General features: G+C 51.9%; 13 protein-coding genes. 10 read left to right on the top strand and 3 right to left on the bottom strand.

Translation table 11 applies throughout. The features are described from left to right. Positions 1–241 precede the first annotated feature (241 nt). From ACT3RP_RS05725 to ACT3RP_RS05700, 6 genes are all read left to right on the top strand, one after another. Positions 242–2,299, top strand: coding sequence for a TonB-dependent receptor domain-containing protein (locus ACT3RP_RS05725; RefSeq protein ID WP_444625175.1), 2,058 nt, complete (start codon positions 242–244; stop codon positions 2,297–2,299). A 188-nt stretch (positions 2,300–2,487) separates the two neighbouring features. Then, positions 2,488–3,402, top strand: coding sequence for a LysR family transcriptional regulator (locus ACT3RP_RS05720; protein WP_096282304.1), 915 nt, complete (start codon positions 2,488–2,490; stop codon positions 3,400–3,402). A gap of 78 nt (positions 3,403–3,480) precedes the next feature. Beyond that, positions 3,481–4,356 (top strand): AEC family transporter, encoded by an 876-nt coding sequence (locus ACT3RP_RS05715; RefSeq protein ID WP_483393426.1) that lies wholly within the window; start codon positions 3,481–3,483, stop codon positions 4,354–4,356. A 107-nt stretch (positions 4,357–4,463) separates the two neighbouring features. After that, the gene (locus ACT3RP_RS05710; protein WP_444625173.1) at positions 4,464–5,645 is read left to right on the top strand and encodes a PQQ-dependent sugar dehydrogenase; all 1,182 of its coding nucleotides are present in this window, start codon (positions 4,464–4,466) and stop codon (positions 5,643–5,645) included. Positions 5,646–5,721: 76 nt separating this feature from the next. Continuing rightward, positions 5,722–7,167 (top strand): sensor histidine kinase, encoded by a 1,446-nt coding sequence (locus ACT3RP_RS05705; RefSeq protein WP_096278563.1) that lies wholly within the window; start codon positions 5,722–5,724, stop codon positions 7,165–7,167. Between the two features lie 11 nt (positions 7,168–7,178). Beyond that, positions 7,179–8,579, top strand: a complete 1,401-nt coding sequence (locus ACT3RP_RS05700) for a sigma-54-dependent transcriptional regulator (RefSeq protein ID WP_096278560.1) — start codon at positions 7,179–7,181, stop codon at positions 8,577–8,579. A 215-nt stretch (positions 8,580–8,794) separates the two neighbouring features. On the opposite strand, the gene ACT3RP_RS05695 is transcribed toward ACT3RP_RS05700, so the two are convergent. Further along, positions 8,795–9,313: a hypothetical protein gene (locus tag ACT3RP_RS05695; protein ID WP_226938605.1), complete on the bottom strand. Its 519-nt coding sequence runs from the start codon at positions 9,311–9,313 to the stop codon at positions 8,795–8,797. A 415-nt stretch (positions 9,314–9,728) separates the two neighbouring features. Between ACT3RP_RS05695 and ACT3RP_RS05690 the strand changes: the two genes are divergently transcribed. From ACT3RP_RS05690 to ACT3RP_RS05675, 4 genes are all read left to right on the top strand, one after another. Then, positions 9,729–10,931: a quaternary amine ABC transporter ATP-binding protein gene (locus ACT3RP_RS05690; RefSeq protein WP_483393425.1), complete on the top strand. Its 1,203-nt coding sequence runs from the start codon at positions 9,729–9,731 to the stop codon at positions 10,929–10,931. Further along, the gene (locus ACT3RP_RS05685) at positions 10,931–11,761 is read left to right on the top strand and encodes an ABC transporter permease (protein ID WP_096278557.1); all 831 of its coding nucleotides are present in this window, start codon (positions 10,931–10,933) and stop codon (positions 11,759–11,761) included. Before ACT3RP_RS05690 ends, ACT3RP_RS05685 begins: the two co-directional genes overlap by 1 nt. A 55-nt stretch (positions 11,762–11,816) precedes the next feature. Beyond that, complete coding sequence (locus ACT3RP_RS05680; protein ID WP_096278555.1) at positions 11,817–12,692, top strand: glycine betaine ABC transporter substrate-binding protein; 876 nt, start codon at positions 11,817–11,819, stop codon at positions 12,690–12,692. Between the two features lie 222 nt (positions 12,693–12,914). Continuing rightward, the gene (locus ACT3RP_RS05675) at positions 12,915–14,555 is read left to right on the top strand and encodes a BCCT family transporter (protein ID WP_096278553.1); all 1,641 of its coding nucleotides are present in this window, start codon (positions 12,915–12,917) and stop codon (positions 14,553–14,555) included. Between the two features lie 111 nt (positions 14,556–14,666). Here ACT3RP_RS05675 and ACT3RP_RS05670 read toward each other — a convergent pair whose 3' ends face one another. Both ACT3RP_RS05670 and ACT3RP_RS05665 read right to left on the bottom strand, forming a co-directional pair. Continuing rightward, positions 14,667–15,392, bottom strand: coding sequence for a 3'-5' exonuclease (locus tag ACT3RP_RS05670; RefSeq protein WP_096278551.1), 726 nt, complete (start codon positions 15,390–15,392; stop codon positions 14,667–14,669). A gap of 1 nt (position 15,393) precedes the next feature. Then, entirely contained in the window at positions 15,394–17,307 is a 1,914-nt protein-coding gene (locus ACT3RP_RS05665) for a DUF294 nucleotidyltransferase-like domain-containing protein (RefSeq protein ID WP_483393424.1), read from the bottom strand. Positions 17,308–17,338 lie beyond the last annotated feature (31 nt).

The raw sequence follows: 17,338 nt of genomic DNA, 5'->3' as shown, positions 1-17,338 counted from the left end.
GACTTGATGCCCCGGCCTTCGCCGGGGCTTTTTTATGCCTATAAACCCATCGCCAGGAGACAGCGCAGCATCAAAACTCTATCGCTGCGCTCAGTTGCCCAAAGCAGAACAGGATGTTCATTTTTTTTGCCTCGAAAAGTGGAACTATTAGCAATAGAATAAATATCCCATATGACAATACATCTCATATGATAAAAAAAACCATGAGCATCTGTAAGCAATATCATACCAAGGAACTCAAATGCCTCACTTCTCTCGTCGTGCATTAGCAAATGCCATCGGCCTGTCTTCTATGGCCATAGCTGCTGCTGCTGTCGCACAAGAAAACGCCACTCTCGACCCGATGGTTGTTACCGCCTCTGGGTACGAGCAGTCCGTTGCCGATGCTCCCGCCAGCATCTCGGTGATTAGCGGGGAGGAGCTGAATCGCCAATCCTATAGTGATATTACGGATGCGGTCAGAAACATCCCAGGCGTTTATGTTACTGGTGGAGGTGGAGCTCAAGACATCAGCATCAGAGGTATGGATGATAGCTATACCTTGTATTTGATTGATGGCCGCCCCATTTCCGCCGGTCGGTCCGTCAATACGAACGGCCAGGATAGCGGCAAACAAATCGGCCTTCCCCCCATTGCAATGATTGAACGTGTTGAAGTCATCCGCGGCCCTATGTCCTCGCTATATGGCTCTCAAGCAATGGGCGGCGTTATCAACATTATTACCAAAAGCGTGCCAGAAGAATGGTCAGGCCAAGTTGTCACCGAGTACACCCACTCTCTCAACGATATCAACAACGACTCGCAGCAAGTTAGCTTCTATACAGGCGGCCCGCTAATAGAAGGACTGCTGGGTTTACGCGTTCATGGTAGCTGGCAAGGAACAGAAGAGAGTGATTACTTAGGCGGTAGCGATAACGCCGAAAGCACCCCTGACAGCGATACACGCCAGATCGGTGCTGAGTTAATACTCACACCAGACGAGCTGAACGAGTACAGTTTCGGCTACACATCATCGGTTAAAGAATTCACACACAACCCGGGCCGAAGCATTGCCACGATAGATAGCCGTGGCAACCCCGCAACTTCGAGTACTTATCGCTACGATAAGGATGTATTCACCCTTGGTCATAAAGGCACTTATGGTGCCTTTATGACGGACACCTACCTGCAACACGATATTTCGGAGCGCGTCAGCCCATCACCTGATGAAAAGCGTGAAGAAGTCACAACCCTTAATAACCAATCAACTTACTTCTGGGGCGATCATATGCTGACCTTTGGTGGTCAGTACCGAGAGGAAGAGCTTGTTGATGATACCAATGGGCTTATTGGCAATAGCCCCAATGCTATGCGTAACGTAGAACGTTGGATTGCCGCGTTGTTCATCGAAATGGAATGGAGCCTTACGGATGCCTTTAGCGTTACCACAGGTATGCGTTACGACGACGACGAACTATTCGGTGGCCACCTTTCGCCGCGCGTTTATGCCAATTATCACCTAACGCCTGAATGGACGTTGAAGGGCGGCGTATCTACCGGCTATTCCCAGCCTGGGCTTGCCGCCGCCTCAGAAGGCTTCGGCCGCGGCACCGGCGGCGGTGGCTCTCCCGCTCCCCATTCACGCGCACTCATTATTGGGAACGAAGAGCTGAAGCCTGAAACCAGCACAAACTATGAAGCCGGCTTTATCTTTAATAGCCCAGACCGACGCCTTAGCTCCAGCATGATGCTATTCCATACGCAGTTTGACGATAAAATTGCAGAGGATCGCTACTGCAACACACCAAACGCGGATCGCAACGATCCTTCCACATGGGAATGCCCATACGCCGGCAATGATTATGTTTTTCTTAGCACTTATCGGAATATCGACGAAGCCGAGATGCAGGGCGTAGAGCTCACACTAGACTACGACTTTACCCAAGATGTGCGCCTAAGCTCTAGCTATACCTATACCGACTCAGAACAAAAATCCGGCGAATTTGCTGGCGAGCCACTGAATAAAATTCCTGAGCATATGTTCAATCTTGCCGTTAACTGGCAGGCAACTCCTGAGTTAAGCCTATGGACACAAGGCAATTACCGTGGCTCCACAAGTGATTATTTAGCTCGGACGAGCATGGGTGATGGCACGCCAGGGTATGGCTTCGTCGATGCCGGTGTCGTTTATGATTTAACTGACCGCGCACAGGTGAAAGCAGGCCTCTATAATATCGCCAACAAAGAGGTGACCAATGATGATTATGGCGTCGTATTAGATGGCCGCCAGTACAATCTGGGCTTAACGTTCAACTTCTAGTGCCTGCTTAACGAACTACCCTGATTTGATCCTTCGCCCCACCTCATGGTGGGGCTTTTTATTAGCGGCTGTGTATTTATTTAAGAGCGATAACAAGCAGCACTTTCATTAAATAATGAATGCTAATTATTTGCATTCAATCTTTTAAATGGCACAATAGACAACCCTTAATCGCTGCGGGCCTGACAATGTATGACTTCCACGAACTGTCTGCTTTTGCCGATGTGATGACGACGGGCAGCTTGACACGCAGCGCTCAAAAGCTCGGGTTAGCCAAGTCGACCTTAAGTCGTAGAATTAGCCAGCTAGAAGCACGGCTCAATCAACCGCTGTTGAGGCGCCAAGCGAACCGCCTAATTCCAACAGAGGCCGGGCTGCTGTTTCATACCTACTGCACCGAGCTTCTGGCCATGGCTGCCCACAGTCAGGAAGCGCTTGCGGAGCTGCGTGAGGAAATTAGCGGCGAAGTGACCCTAGAAGTGCACGGGGCGCTGGCCCGCAGCTGGCTGGCAAGCGCCATGCATACCTTTTTAAATCGTCATCCAAAAGTAAAATTGACGCTGCATACCCGCGAGACGCCACCCACGAAAATGGACAGCAATCGCGTGCATGTCTGGCTCGGGCCAACCCATGAGTGCGGGCTAAATCAGGAGCATTTGGGGCACTTAAGCCGAGGCCTTTATGCCAGCCCTCAGTATTTAGCTAACGCTGGCATACCCCAACGTCCCGATGAACTTAACCAGCATGCATGGATAGATTTGCTAGGGTCGACCTCAGATGGGTTAATGCTTGCTCACCCTGAACATGGCGAATATACATTTCACCCGCCTCGCTCGCGACTAAAGGTAGACCTCACGAGTCTTCACATTGATGCCATCGCGCGTAGCCAGGGCATTGGTCTTTTATCTCACTGGTTAACCGAAAAGCGTGAACAGCATCATCCTGGCGAGCTGATTAACTGTCTGCCGGGCTGGGAACCAGTGCCGCTGCCCATTACGTTGCTTTACGCGTACGGTCATCAAACGCGACGTACCCACGCACTGCTAGCATTTTTGCGTAGCCAGATACCGCTACAATGGAAAGCCTCCGCCGCCGCGATTTAATGTCATTGGCGTGTTTGCCTTGCCAGCTAGTCCACTGATTAACGACAATAGCTAGCTGACGACTGCCAAGGACCGTAAATGCTTGCCGAACTTTTTGCCGTTATGGCGCCCGTACTAGCCGGTGCAGGACTTGGCTTTCTATGGATACGTTTAGGCCAGCCCTACCCGGTCGACTTCATCACCCGGCTAGTGTTTAACATCGGCACACCATCGCTAGTACTAGCCTCGCTGGCGGGTGCTGACATTGATGCTGCTACGTTTGGCCAAACAATGCTGGCCTCAGCGCTGGTGATCATCACCATGGGAGCGGCCACCTTTCTGGTAGCAAAACTATTGCGCCGGAACTGGCGCGTATTGCTTTCTCCCATGATGTACCCCAATACTGGCAATATGGGTTTACCCGTAGTGCTTTATGCCTTTGGTAGTGCAGGGTTTGCTTACGGCATCACGGTCATGGTCACCGTGTCACTGTTTCAGTTTACTCTAGGCGCTGCGCTTAATAGCCAGGGCAATCCGTTCAAAACCCTTATCAAGACACCCACTGTCTACGCCATTATCATTTCTATGGCGCTGCTACTGACCGGCACCTCACTGCCGCGATGGCTGGCAAACACGGTGGACTTAATGTCAGGGTTCACGGTACCGCTTATGCTGATTACGCTGGGCGTGTCACTGGCCAGCATTCAGGTTAAAAACCTACGTTCAGGTTTGGGCTTTAGCCTGGTGCGCGTGCCGCTCGCCGCTGCAGCCGCTTGGTTTATCGCCGGCTGGGTCGGCCTACCACCACTGGCACAAAGCATTTTAGTGGTGCAGATGTGCATGCCCGTGGCGGTGTTCAACTATCTATTTGCTCAGCGCGCCCAGCGTGAACCCGCTTATGTGGCAAGCCTCGTCTTTTGCTCTACGCTACTCGCGCTTATTTATCTGCCGGTACTACTCGCCTTGCTCATGTAAGCTGGTCATTTAAGCCTGCTTAGCGGAACCCCCGCACTGAAGAAGAGTCACTGCTAGACATACCGATTATGTTGATTTGCGTTGACACCATCACCAGAGGACACGCTATGCATGATGTGAGCCAGACGAGTCTAACCTCCCGCTTACGAATCCCTGCCGTTAGTGGACTAGTGCTGGCGAGCATGATTAGCACAGCGAATGCAGAAACTATTCAAGGCTCATCGGAAACCGATCCTCTCAATATTTCGATTGAGCTTATAGCCGAGGGTTTTGAACACCCTTGGGCCGTGGCATTTTTACCCGATGGCCGTTACTTGGTTAGCGAACGGAGCGGGCAGTTGAAGCTAGTCGACCCTGAAAGTGGTGACATCAGCACGCTGGAAGGCATGCCCGAGGTGAATAACCAAGGTCAAGGTGGCTTATTGGATATCGTGCTGCATCCCGATTTTGGAAAGGCTAGTGGCGATGGCACCCACGACTGGATTTACTTTACCTGGAGCAAGGCCGACGGCAGCAACAGCCGGGCCGCACTTTCCCGTGTCAAATGGCAGGGCAATGAACTGGGTGAGGTTGAACATTTGTTTGCACAAGATCGCGCCTCAGGGCCTGGGCGTCACTACGGCTCCCGTCTAGCATGGCTGCCTGATGGCACGCTATTAATGAGTATCGGCGATCGCGGCAGTGACCCTTCTCGCGCCCAGGCAAGCGATGACCATGCGGGCTCTACCTTGCGCCTTACCGACACAGGCGGCGTTCCTGATGACAACCCCTTTGTTGATGATGATGCAACCCTAGATGAAATCTATTCTATGGGTAATCGTAATATTCAGGGCATGACGGTAATGCGCAACGGCGAAGCCTGGGTCTCAGAGCATGGCCCGAGCACTGGCGACGAGCTCAACCATATCGAAGCAGGCCTTAACTACGGCTGGCCCAACGTCAGCCAAGGCAATGACTACGCCACGAATGAGCCTATTGGTGAACCCTCACTGCCCGGCATGACCGACCCTGCCTACGTGTTTGAAGGCCGTTTTGCACCCGCGGGGCTTGCTGAAGTGACCAGTGCTGCGTTTGGTGACTGGGAAGGCAGCTTACTGGCTGGCGGATTAGGCAGCGAAAAACTGCTGCGCCTGCGCTTAGAGAACGGCAGCGTCATCGAACAGGAGCTGATTTTGGAAGGCCAGATAGGGCGTATCCGAGATGTGCGCCAAGGTCCGGACGACGCTATCTATGTGCTGACGGATGACCCGCAGGGTGGCTTATATCGCCTGCGGCCAACCGATCAATAGTCATCCCATTCACTTGCGGGCCGAACCAGCAACGCTGCCCGTCACTACGCAGTATTAAGGCCAACATGGATATCGCATGCGACTACGCAATTTAATTATTCTGACGGTGATTGTGCCGCTGTTTGTGATCCTGGTGGTCTTTAGCTTAGTCGCCATTAAGTCGCTTGAAGACAACGTACGCTCCAAACTACAGACCGAAGTCGAAATTATTACCCGGGCGTTAAGCACCTCACTTAGCTATTCCATCACGCCGGGCAGCGATACATCACTTGAAGAAGCCCTACAGTCAGCGTTCTCTTTCCACCGCATTTACGGTGCCTATGTGTTTGATACCGATGGACGCGATATTTATGGACTGGGTCTCGGCAAAGACATTTTTAGCCGTGAAGAAATCCAGCAGGTCATTGAACGCGACGATCTTTATAGCAATTATCGTGAGCACGATGGCTGGAACTATTACTCTGCCTTAACGCCATTACGCGCCCAAAATGGTACCGTGTACGGCGTGCTCCAGGTCAACCGGCTTAATACTGGCATCGAAACCTACACGGGCTTTATTAGCATCGTCGCCGTGTTGGTATTTGTGGTGGGTGCAGGGGGAATCGTATTCAGTATTTGGTGGGGGTTCCGCCGCTATATAGAGCGCCCCCTTAATCGATTACTCCACGTTATGCTACTGGTAGAAGGCGGAGATCGTAGTCAGCGCGCGGTCGAAGATGGCCCCACCGAATATCGCCGCCTTGCATCGGGGTTAAACGGCATGCTGGATGCGATGGCTGGGAAGGATCACGATATCGAAGACCGTCAGCGGCGCGAAATTGAGCTTGAGAAACGCTTACGAAAATCGAAAAAACTCGCTGAATTAGGCGTGCTGGCCGCGGGCGTTGCCCATGAGATAGGCGCCCCGCTGACGGTCATTAATGGCCAGGCACAGCGCCTTGCTCGACGCGATGTGATTGGCGATGACGAGCGCGCCCGGCTGGGCCGAATTCGCGGTGAGGTGGAACGTATTGTTGAGATCGTGCGCCAGCTAATGGAACTAGGCCGCCAGCATAATGTTGAGAAAGGCAGACAGGCGCTCGATAAACTTATTAAGAGCGCCAGCGACTTGGTGGAGGATGAACTAGAGCCACGCAATATTCGTCTGGTCATTGAATTACCATCGCCGACACCCAACTTATTAGCGGACGGCCAACAAATTATTCAGGTACTTACCAATTTACTGCGCAATGCGGCACAAGCACCCGACGTCAGCTGCATTCGCCTACACGCCCAACAGAACGATCACGAGCTAATCATATGGGTAGAAGATGATGGCCCAGGCATCCCCACTCCCCATCATCTTAAAGTGTTCGATCCATTTTTTACCACCAAGCCCGTTGGCCAAGGCAGCGGTTTGGGGCTTTCCATGGTACATCGCATTATTAACGACCACGGCGGTACGATTGGCGTATTTGATAGTGCTCTTGGCGGCGCTGGATTTGAAATTACGCTACCCCTTGGTGAAACCGCATCCGCGTGAGGACAACATTTGTGACCCATCAGGAACACCTTTTACCTTTGCTAGTGGTGGAAGACGACACCGCGATACGTGAGTTATTAGAAGAAGAGCTGCAGGATGCCGGCTACACAACGCTGGGTGTCCCTAGCGCAGAAGAGGCAGTTGCCTTACTGAGCCATACCACGGTTTCGCTAGTCATCACGGACGTGCGGCTACCTGGCATGACCGGCATTCAACTGCTTCAACAGCTACGCCAAGCAGGCAGTGAGCTGGGTATTATTGTCATTACGGCATTCGGCACCATTGACCAAGCCGTCGAAGCGCTAAAACTGGGCGCCGACGATTTTTTGACCAAGCCGCTGGATCTTGATGCCATTCGCGATGCGGTATTCCGCGTATTGGAAAGGCAGCGTTTGGCCGTCTCCCCCGATACCAACATCAGTCATTTCCACGGCATAGTGGGCAAGAGCTCGGTGATGCAGGCGCTATTTCACGATGCATCACGCCTTGCAAAAAGCGCTGCTCCGATTCTGATTTTAGGCGAAAGCGGTACCGGTAAAGAGCTTTTGGCCCGCGCTATTCACCAGGAAAGCCCTCGCAAGGACCAACCGTTTGTACCGGTCAACTGCGCAAGCATCCCGGCTGACTTGATGGAAAGCGAATTTTTTGGGCATGTTAAGGGCGCGTTTACCGGTGCTAACGAAGCGCGTAAAGGCCTATTTCATAGCGCCCAAGGTGGTAGCCTATTTCTAGACGAAATTGGTGAAATGCCGATTAACCTTCAAGCCAAGCTACTGCGCGCACTGCAAGAAAAAACCGTACGCCCGGTGGGTGGTGAGCGAGAAGAGCCGGTCGATGTTCGCATTATTGCAGCGACGCACCGCAACTTAAGCAAAGAAATAGAGCAAGAAAACTTCCGCAGTGACTTGTTTTACCGCCTAGAGACTTTCTCGCTACGCATCCCGCCGCTGCGCGAACGCGGCACTGATATTGAGCATCTCATTTTTACACTGATCGATAAGCATGCCGAAGCTCAGGGTAAGCATATAGAAAAATTTGAGCCGGAAGCACTCAACAGCCTTCTTAACTACCCCTATCCAGGCAACGTCCGCGAGTTAGAAAACGCCATTATGCGCGCAGTGACGCTGAGTGAAGACGGTTCACTCAGCCATAAAGATCTACCCGAGCGGCTGCGCGTCAACTCCGTTTCTGATGCGAGCGCTCCGCTAGTGGCAACACTTAGCGGCGAAGTGCTCGCGGCAAGCCAGGTATCAACACCCGCAACCGCCCGCTGGCCCAGCTTAGAAGAAGTTGAAAAACGCTATATAAACAAAGTATTGGAAGCTACTGGCGGCAATAAACGTCGCACGGCCGAAGTACTGGGCATTGCTCGCAGAACGCTGTACCGACGCTTAGAAGACAACGAAGAATAGCAGGCATGGCGCCAGCCAGAACGTTAATCGCTATACAAAACTAAAAACCACAAAAGAGACATAAAAAAACCCCCGCGGGCGCGGGGGCGAAAAAGATGATAAATCGTGTGGAGCAGCCGCAGGGAACAGACAGCTGAGTCGACTTATCATCGTAGGGACTGGTACTTCCTGTTCAAGTGCTGGCCTCATCCTTGAGGCTGAGCTGAAAACAGAGCTTACGTATTACTTGATGTTTCATCATCGTCTGCATTGCTGTCACCAGGCATTGGATCTGTGCCTTCACCGAACCCCGCCTCATCTTCATCAGGGTTCATGGTGCCTTCAGCAGGCTCATCCATTGTGTCTCCGGGCATGGTGTCGTCGGTAGACATAGGATCTTCAGAAGACATAGAACCTTCAGCCCCGGCCCCTGTACTCTGATTCATTGAACCTTGAGCAGCAGGATCGTCATTTAACCCAGGGTCCTGTTCCATATCCATAGCAGGCTCTTCGTTCATTCCAGCGGCGGGCTCAGCCGTCGTATCTTGCTCAAGTGGAGCAGACTCTTCAGCAGGGGGCGGTACAGCTGCGTCGTCGCCGCTATCTCCACAGCCAGCCAATACGATAACGCTGGCGGCCGTTGCCATCATGCATAGGGTCATCCAGTGAGGTCGCTTGGATGACTGCTGATCTAAAGTGGTTTGGTTATCGGTCATAGCCAGATCGTTATTAACGCGGTCACATTGCTTGTCCATAATTACCACCTCTAATCTTGAAACTAATGAAGCTCGCTATCCGGTAGACAGCTTTAACTTGAAACATTACTGATATGCCTTCCATACACTTCGCGTGCCATTTATCTTTTTAAAAAAAATATAGCTTTAAAAACAATATCTTAATAAATAAAAAACATTGCTTATATTATTTACCACTCATATTTAAATGGGTAAAAAATGACACATGTGGCGTTAGTTGCCGCGTTGAACGGGCCGTTGTGACACATTGAGCCCGCCCATGTATAATAATTAATAATAAATCACTCAGCTGAATCTCTTATTTTTTTTATGGATAGAGTGTATCGCTGCCTCCATTGCAATGATCCCTCTCATTCATGTGGTCTAAACGGAGTGACGCTGCACGGCTACTCTGCTCAACAAAAAGGCATCGTCGATGGATCAAACACGACCCGTCAAAATTCAAGTGCGCGGTTTAAGTAAAGTCTTTGGCAAGCATCCCCAAAAAGCCATTGAGCTTCGCAACCAAGGCATGAAGCGCCCAGAGATTTTGGAAAAAACAGGCCAGACACTCGGGCTTTCCAATATCTCCTTTGATGTCTATGAAGGAGAGCTGCTAGTCATCATGGGGCTGTCAGGATCTGGCAAATCAACGCTGATTCGCTGTCTCAATCGTCTTATTGAAACCACCGAAGGTGAGATCATCATCGACGGTGAGAACATTCCAACCTTAAAAGAAAAGGCGCTTTTAGAGTGCCGTCGCCGCCACTTTTCAATGGTGTTTCAGAATTTTGCGCTCTTTCCTCATCGTACCGTTCAACAGAATGCTGAATTTGGCCTAGAGATCCGCGGCGTTGAGAAGGCAGAACGGCATGAAATTGCCCACCGTTCGCTCAAGCAGGTTGGCCTTGAAGGCTGGGAGAATGCTTATCCTAATCAGCTTTCTGGCGGCATGCAGCAGCGCGTTGGCTTAGCGCGCGCGCTGGCCAACGATGCGACGGTGCTATTGATGGACGAAGCCTTCTCGGCACTCGACCCGCTGATTCGTAAAGACATGCAGCAAGAGCTTTTGCAGCTGCAGTCTAAAATGCAAAAGACCACGGTATTCATTACTCACGATCTCGATGAGGCGCTCAACATTGGCGACCGGATCGTGCTGCTGAAAGATGGCGAAGTCGTGCAAATTGGCACGCCCGAAGAGATCCTCACCCAGCCGGCAGATGACTACGTACGACGCTTTATCCAAGGCGTTGATCGCGCACGCATATTAACCGCTGAAAGTGCTATGCGACCGTTGCGCTCGACTGCTCGCGATAGCGATGGCCCCCGCACTGCGCTACACCGTATGCGTGACCATAGCATCGACTCTATCTATGTTGTCGACCGTGACCGTCGCTTGCTCGGTTTATTAGAGGCTGATGCGGCTAGCCGCGCAATTGACGAAGGTGCCAGCTCCATCACCCCCTATTTAACCCAAGATTTCCGCAAAGTTCCCATGGACGAACCGCTGCATAACCTGTTTGCCATGTTCAGTGAAAAAAGCTTCCCCATCGCCGTTACTGACCAGCAACAGCAGCTGCTGGGCGTGGTGGTAAAAGGCGCGGTACTCGATGAACTGGCACGAGCAGGAGAGCAATAATGGATATCCCTCGCATTCCGCTTGGTAATTGGATCGAAACGGGCCTGACCTGGTTGACCAGCGAATACTCCTCGGTAACCCGGGGCATCTCGCGCTTCACTCAAACCGGCATTGATGTCTTAAACGATAGCTTAATGTGGCTGCCTGAATGGGCGCTGCTGGCGCTGATTGCGCTCTTATGCTGGAAACTGGCCGGCCCTCGCTTAGCCATTGGCGCTATTGCTGGCCTAGCGCTGATTTGGAATCTGGGGCTGTGGAACCCTATGATTGAGACGCTCACTCTGGTCGTCTTTGCTACCTTCGTTGCCGTGATTATTGCGCTACCGGTGGGCATCACAGCGGCCTTATCGGACCGGCTTTATCGGTTCATCATGCCGACGCTAGATTTTATGCAGACCATGCCGGCTTTCGTGTATTTGATTCCCGCGATTCCATTTTTCGGCATTGGCTCGGTATCGGCTATTTTCGCGACCGTTATTTTTTCAATGCCGCCAGCGATACGTTTTACAACGCTAGGTATTCGCCAAGTCCCGGTAGAGCTGATTGAAGCCGCCGACGCCTATGGCGCAACGCGGAGCCAGAAACTATTCAAAGTACAGCTGCCACTCTCGTTACCGACGGTGATGGCAGGTATTAACCAGACCATTATGCTCGCCCTTTCCATGGTGGTGATTGCCGCGATGATTGGTGCAGATGGGCTAGGCAGCGAGGTGTGGCGCGCCATTCAGCGTCTGCGCCCTGGTGATGGTTTTGAAGCAGGTATTGCGGTCGTGATTCTGGCGATGTTGCTTGATCGCTTAACACAGTCGCTCAGGAAAACACGGCAATAGTGCAAATAGCAGTAGAACGACACATTAATAAATCTATACCCAAGGGAGAACGTGAATGAAATATCGCACATTGAACCTCCGCATCCGTATGGCCTCGCTGGCGCTATTAGCCGGAACCGGTATCGCGGTTAGCAGCGCGGCGCAAGCCGAAGAAGACAAAGGCTCGATTAACCTGGCCTACGTGGAGTGGTCATCTGAAGTTGCTTCCACCAACGTTATCGCCGCCGTGCTTGAACAAGCGGGCTATGAGGTTGACCTTACCTCTCTCTCAGCAGCGGCCATGTTCCAGGCGCTTTCTACGGGTGACGCGGACGCTATCGTTGCCGCTTGGCTGCCGACCACCCACGCTGAATACATGGAACGCGTAGGCGACAGCACTGAAGATCTAGGCGCTAATCTCGACGGCACTAAGCTGGGCCTCGTCGTGCCCGAGTACGCCGATATCGACTCCATTGCTGATCTTAACGATAACGCCGACAGTTTTAATGGCGAGATCATCGGTATTGACCCCGGTGCAGGCTTGATGGCGCTGTCCGAAAAGGTTGTGGATACCTATGACCTTGGGCTGAACCTGCGTAGTGGCAGTGGTGCCACCATGACAGCGGCACTTTCTAGCGCCATCAACAACGAAGAAAATATCGTTGTCACCGGCTGGACCCCTCACTGGATGTTCGCGCGCTTTGACCTTAAATACCTAGATGATCCGAAAAACGTTTACGGTGGTGCGGAGCAGATTCACACGGTCGTTCGTCAAGGCCTGAAGGACGACATGCCCGAAGCCTATGCAATTCTCGATGCCTTCGAGTGGACACCAGAGCAGATGGGCGAAGTCATGCTGCTAAATCAGGAAGATGGAAGCGATCCTTACGAAAATGCTAAACAGTGGATTGAAGACAACCAAGACATAGTCGAACAGTGGCTAGGTAGCTAAGACTAAACAGCTAAACAAGCTTGTCGATACGACGGCAAAGGACGTTTGCCCTCTGCCGTCGTTGTAAATCTATTTATTATGCAAGGCGAAGCATAATACGTTGAATGCTCTGCTAACAGATTTGCTATTGTGGGCGACTAACCATGCGCTATTCGATGTTGGTTGACGACCACATTTTGGTTTCTGTACACCCTATTTTTTGATCGCCATAGAGAGGCTCCTGTGGATAACCACGACGATAAACGCTCCCCTGAAGAGCCGAGCTCTGAGGGCATACGCTCTCCAGATGGCGCGGCTAATCTAATCGACACGGATTACGTGATCGGTCAGGACAACATTACCACCACTACCATGGGTCTTAATCTTGACCTACATGGAAAGGTGTTCAGCATTTCGGCGATCGTCGTCCTGCTGTTTGTGGTACTAACACTGGCGCTACAAGACACTATCGCGCCTATTTATGACGCTATTTTCGGCTTTCTGACCGGTAATTTAGCGTGGTTCTTTATGTCAGCGGCGAATATATTCGTCATTCTCTGTATTGGCCTGATTTTCTCACCGTTGGGTAAAATCCGTATTGGCGGTGCTGATGCCAAGCCTGATTACACCTACATGGGCTGGTTCTCAATGCTGTTTGCCGCAGGCATGGGCATTGGCCTGATGTTCTTCGGCGTCAATGAGCCGCTGACACATTTTGGCACCTCACTCAGTGGCAGTGACTGGGCGCCATTAGGCGGTGCCGAAGGTGATCCTGCCGCCGCTGCATCGCTCGCCATGGCAGCGACTATCTATCACTGGGGCTTACACCCCTGGGCGATTTACGCGATTGTGGCACTGTCGCTAGCGCTGTTCGCCTTTAACAAGGGCCTGCCGCTTTCTATGCGCTCAGTGTTTTACCCAATTTTGGGTGAGCGCGTTTGGGGCTGGCCAGGTCATGTCATCGATATTTTAGCGGTATTTGCGTCGCTGTTTGGTTTGGCTACCTCGCTCGGCCTTGGTGCTAGCCAAGCAGCCGCGGGCCTAAGCTACCTGTTCGGCGCGCCTGAAAGCGATGTCACGATGATCCTGCTGATTATCGGGATTACGATTATCGCCATTGGCTCAATTGTGGCGGGCGTCGACAAGGGTGTGCAGCTGCTCTCCAAGATCAACATCGCCATGGCGGCGCTGCTGCTTGTCTTCGTCATCGCTGTCGGCCCGACGCTGCTGATTTTAACTGGCTTCTTTGAGAACCTGTGGAGCTATGCGGTTCACTTACCAGCGCTGTCAAACCCGTTTGGCCGCGAAGACGCTAACTTCAGCCAAGGCTGGACGGCCTTCTACTGGGCATGGTGGATTTCCTGGTCCCCTTACGTCGGCATGTTTATCGCGCGGGTATCACGCGGCCGTACAGTGCGTGAGTTTTTGATTTCAGTGCTGCTAATACCTTCGCTGGTATCGGTACTCTGGATGACCACCTTTGGCGGCACGGCTATTGACCAATTTGTGAGCCAGGGTATTACGGCCGTGCGGGATGCAGGTGTCGATCTACAGCTCTTTATCATGTTGGAGCAGCTTCCGCTGTCGCAAATCACCTCTTTCATCGCTATTTTGCTGGTGATTATCTTCTTTGTGACCTCATCCGACTCAGGCTCTCTTGTGATTGACTCAATCACAGCGGGCGGCAAAGTAGATGCACCCACGCCTCAGCGCGTGTTCTGGGCGATCATTGAGGGCGCTATTGCGATTGCTCTGCTGCTAGGCGGTGGCTTAACCGCTCTGCAAACCATGGCAGTATCTACCGGCTTCCCGTTCACTATTATCCTGCTGGTGGCGTGTTATGCCATCATCAAAGGATTAATGAGCGAACCTAAAGCGGTCTAAGAACTGTCTTAAGAACTGTCTTAAGGACTGTCTTAAGTACTATCGCTGCAATGCAAACGGGCAACCCTCTGGGTTGCCCGTTTTGCTTTCTAGCCTTTCAATCTTATGCGCTCAGCACCATAGATCTTTCAATGGCGTTTCCGGTCGATAGTGAGTAGCAATCTGTGCCTGCAGCAACTCTGCCGTCGCTAAAGCATCTACCAGCGCATGGTGCCCTTGATAAACAGGCAGCCCATAGCGCTCACGGCTAGCATTCAGGCGTATCGAAACCGGTGGGCGGCCCAGCCAGCGACGAAAACGGGCCCATAGCGTTTGACGGTGTAGCCTAGCTTCCAGAGACATCGTATCAATCATTGGAAACAGCACCCCTTCCCCTCGCCGCGCATTAACGGCCGCATCTAAGAAGGGTCGCTCAATATTGCGAAAATGCACCACGACTAAGCGCCCGGCTAGCTGCATCAATAGCTCGTCGAGTATTGCCTCTAAGTCCGGTGCCTGCGCAATTTCGGAGTGGGTAATATGATGATAGGCAATGGACGCTTCTGCCAATGGGCGCGAAGGGTTAACGACCCAATAGCGCCGTTCGGCGAGTTTTATACGGTCTAGCGTAAACGGCACAATGCCGACACTTACGATCGCGTGCCGCCGCTCATCAAGCCCAGTGGTTTCCATATCCAGCGCCACCATAGGCACCTGCGAAATAGGCGTTTCAGGATCTGGAAGTAACGTACCAAAAAAATTTTGAATGGCTGGATTACGTGCTTTCTCCAGCCGCTGAGCCATATAACCTGCCCAGTCGGCCTGCGTTATTTTTTGGCGTGGGCGTATTCCATGCATCCTAGCGCCCCTGCCGCTGGGCGGGCATCGGATAGCGGAATTTTAAAAACTTCTGTGCGTTACTGAGCACTTGGAAAGCATCCTTCAACGTGTGACGTTCGCTATCTTCAACATTTTCTGGCTCGATATTGTTATCAGGCAGACGATCCTCTTGAAGATCAATCATCTGATGGCGTATTCGCGACATGCATAAAAACTCAAATGCGTAGCTCAGCTTTTCGCTCATGCCGGTCGCCAATAGCTGCGTGTGACTGATGTCATTCAAACGCTGAAACGAGTTTTGTGCCTTAGAACCACAGGCCAAGGCGTGTATCCGCACCAAATCTACCATCGGCGCCGTGCCTCGCCGCTTAAGATTGATGGAGTTATTGTGCTTACCGTCTTGCTCCATCACAAAGGTGCGAAAAAATCCCAACGGCGGCGTGCGGTTTAACGCATTACGCGCCATAGCCGCTAAGAAGAGAGGCGATTTGGGCGCCGTCAGAGCAATCTGATCTTGCAGTGCTTCCACATAGTGATCCTCGCCATAGCAGCTATCCAGATCGAAGAAAATCGAGCTATGTAGCAGTCTTTCCGGCGTTGGATTAGCCATCCAATCTTGGAAGTAACGTTTCCAAACACTTAGCGGCTGACGCCATTGCGTATTGGTGGCCATAACATCGCCTTTGCAATAGGTATAGCCACAGGCATCTAGGCCATCGCTGACAATGTTTGCCATAGCGAGAAAATATGCATCATGCTGCTCAGGGTTAAACTCATCTGAAAGGATCAGCGCATTATCCTGATCCGTGACAATGCTCTGTTCATTGCGCGCCATAGAGCCATTGACCATAAAGCAATAGGGCACGGGCGGAGGTCCAAGCTCGGCTTCAGCCATTTCCAACAGTCGTCTTGTAAAACTACGCCCAACCGTTGAGAGTGCGCTACCGACCATCTGAGAGTTAGCACCCTCTTGCACCATACGCACAAACGAGGCCCTGACATCCGACGCTAAACGGGCAAGCCCCTGCACGCTTGACTGGTTAAAGATATTGCTAACCAAATAGAGGCCACTGTGTGTTTCATAGCGGATAATATCGGATAAATGTACGACGCCTACGGGTCGCTGACGATACAGCACAGGCAAGTGGTGCACGTTATTACGCAGCATCGTCAGCATCGCTTCATTGACAGAAACGTCGGATTGAACGGTGATGAGCCGTGAGGAAATCACCTCGCCTACTGGCGTTTGCGGCGGTAGGCCTTCAGCCACCACGCGGGTACGAAAATCGCTATCGGTCAGAATGCCACACATTTGCCAGGTTCGACCTTCGCTATCTTGAAAGCTGAAGCGTGGGTTATCACCAATGCCCTCTTTGATGACGAGTAGCGCAGAGGCCTGTGCTTCACTCATCTGCTGTGCGGCAAGCTGAACGCTGGTCGAGGTTTCAACCATTACCGGATTCCGGGTAAGCAGCTTGCGTATCCGCGTGACCATCATATCGTTGGATTTTTTTTGCTGCTCAGCGATCGTTTCTAACCGTGGTCGCTCAAGCTCTACAAAGTCGGCAAAATGATCGTCTTCTTCACACAGCCGCTGGAACACTACATCAGGAATAAAATAGATTAACGTATCTTCTATAGCCTCTGCGGGGAAACGCACCTTGTGATTACGCAGCAGGCTAAAGTGACCAAAAATATCGCCTTCACCCAGGCGGTTATGTAACTCTCCTTTGCTACGGTAAACTTCTACAGCGCCGCTACGGATATAGCACAAATCATTGAGCATCTCGTTAAGCACTAAAATAGCGCTGCCATTTTTGAAGTAGCTGACTTCCACCTGCTCGGCAATGGTATCAAGAAGATCATCCGATAGGCCGTCGAAAGGCGGGAACCGCCCCATATGCTGGCGTATTTCTAACAGCTCAACGTCCATGGAATCTCCTAGAGCGTAACGTTCAAAAGTT

It is taken from the genome of Halomonas sp. AOP5-B2-8 (assembly GCF_052376475.1).
GTDB classification, from domain to species: domain Bacteria; phylum Pseudomonadota; class Gammaproteobacteria; order Pseudomonadales; family Halomonadaceae; genus Vreelandella; species Vreelandella casei.
The sequence above is the reverse complement of the archived record's forward strand: the minus strand, read 5'-3'. Positions and strand labels throughout refer to the sequence as shown.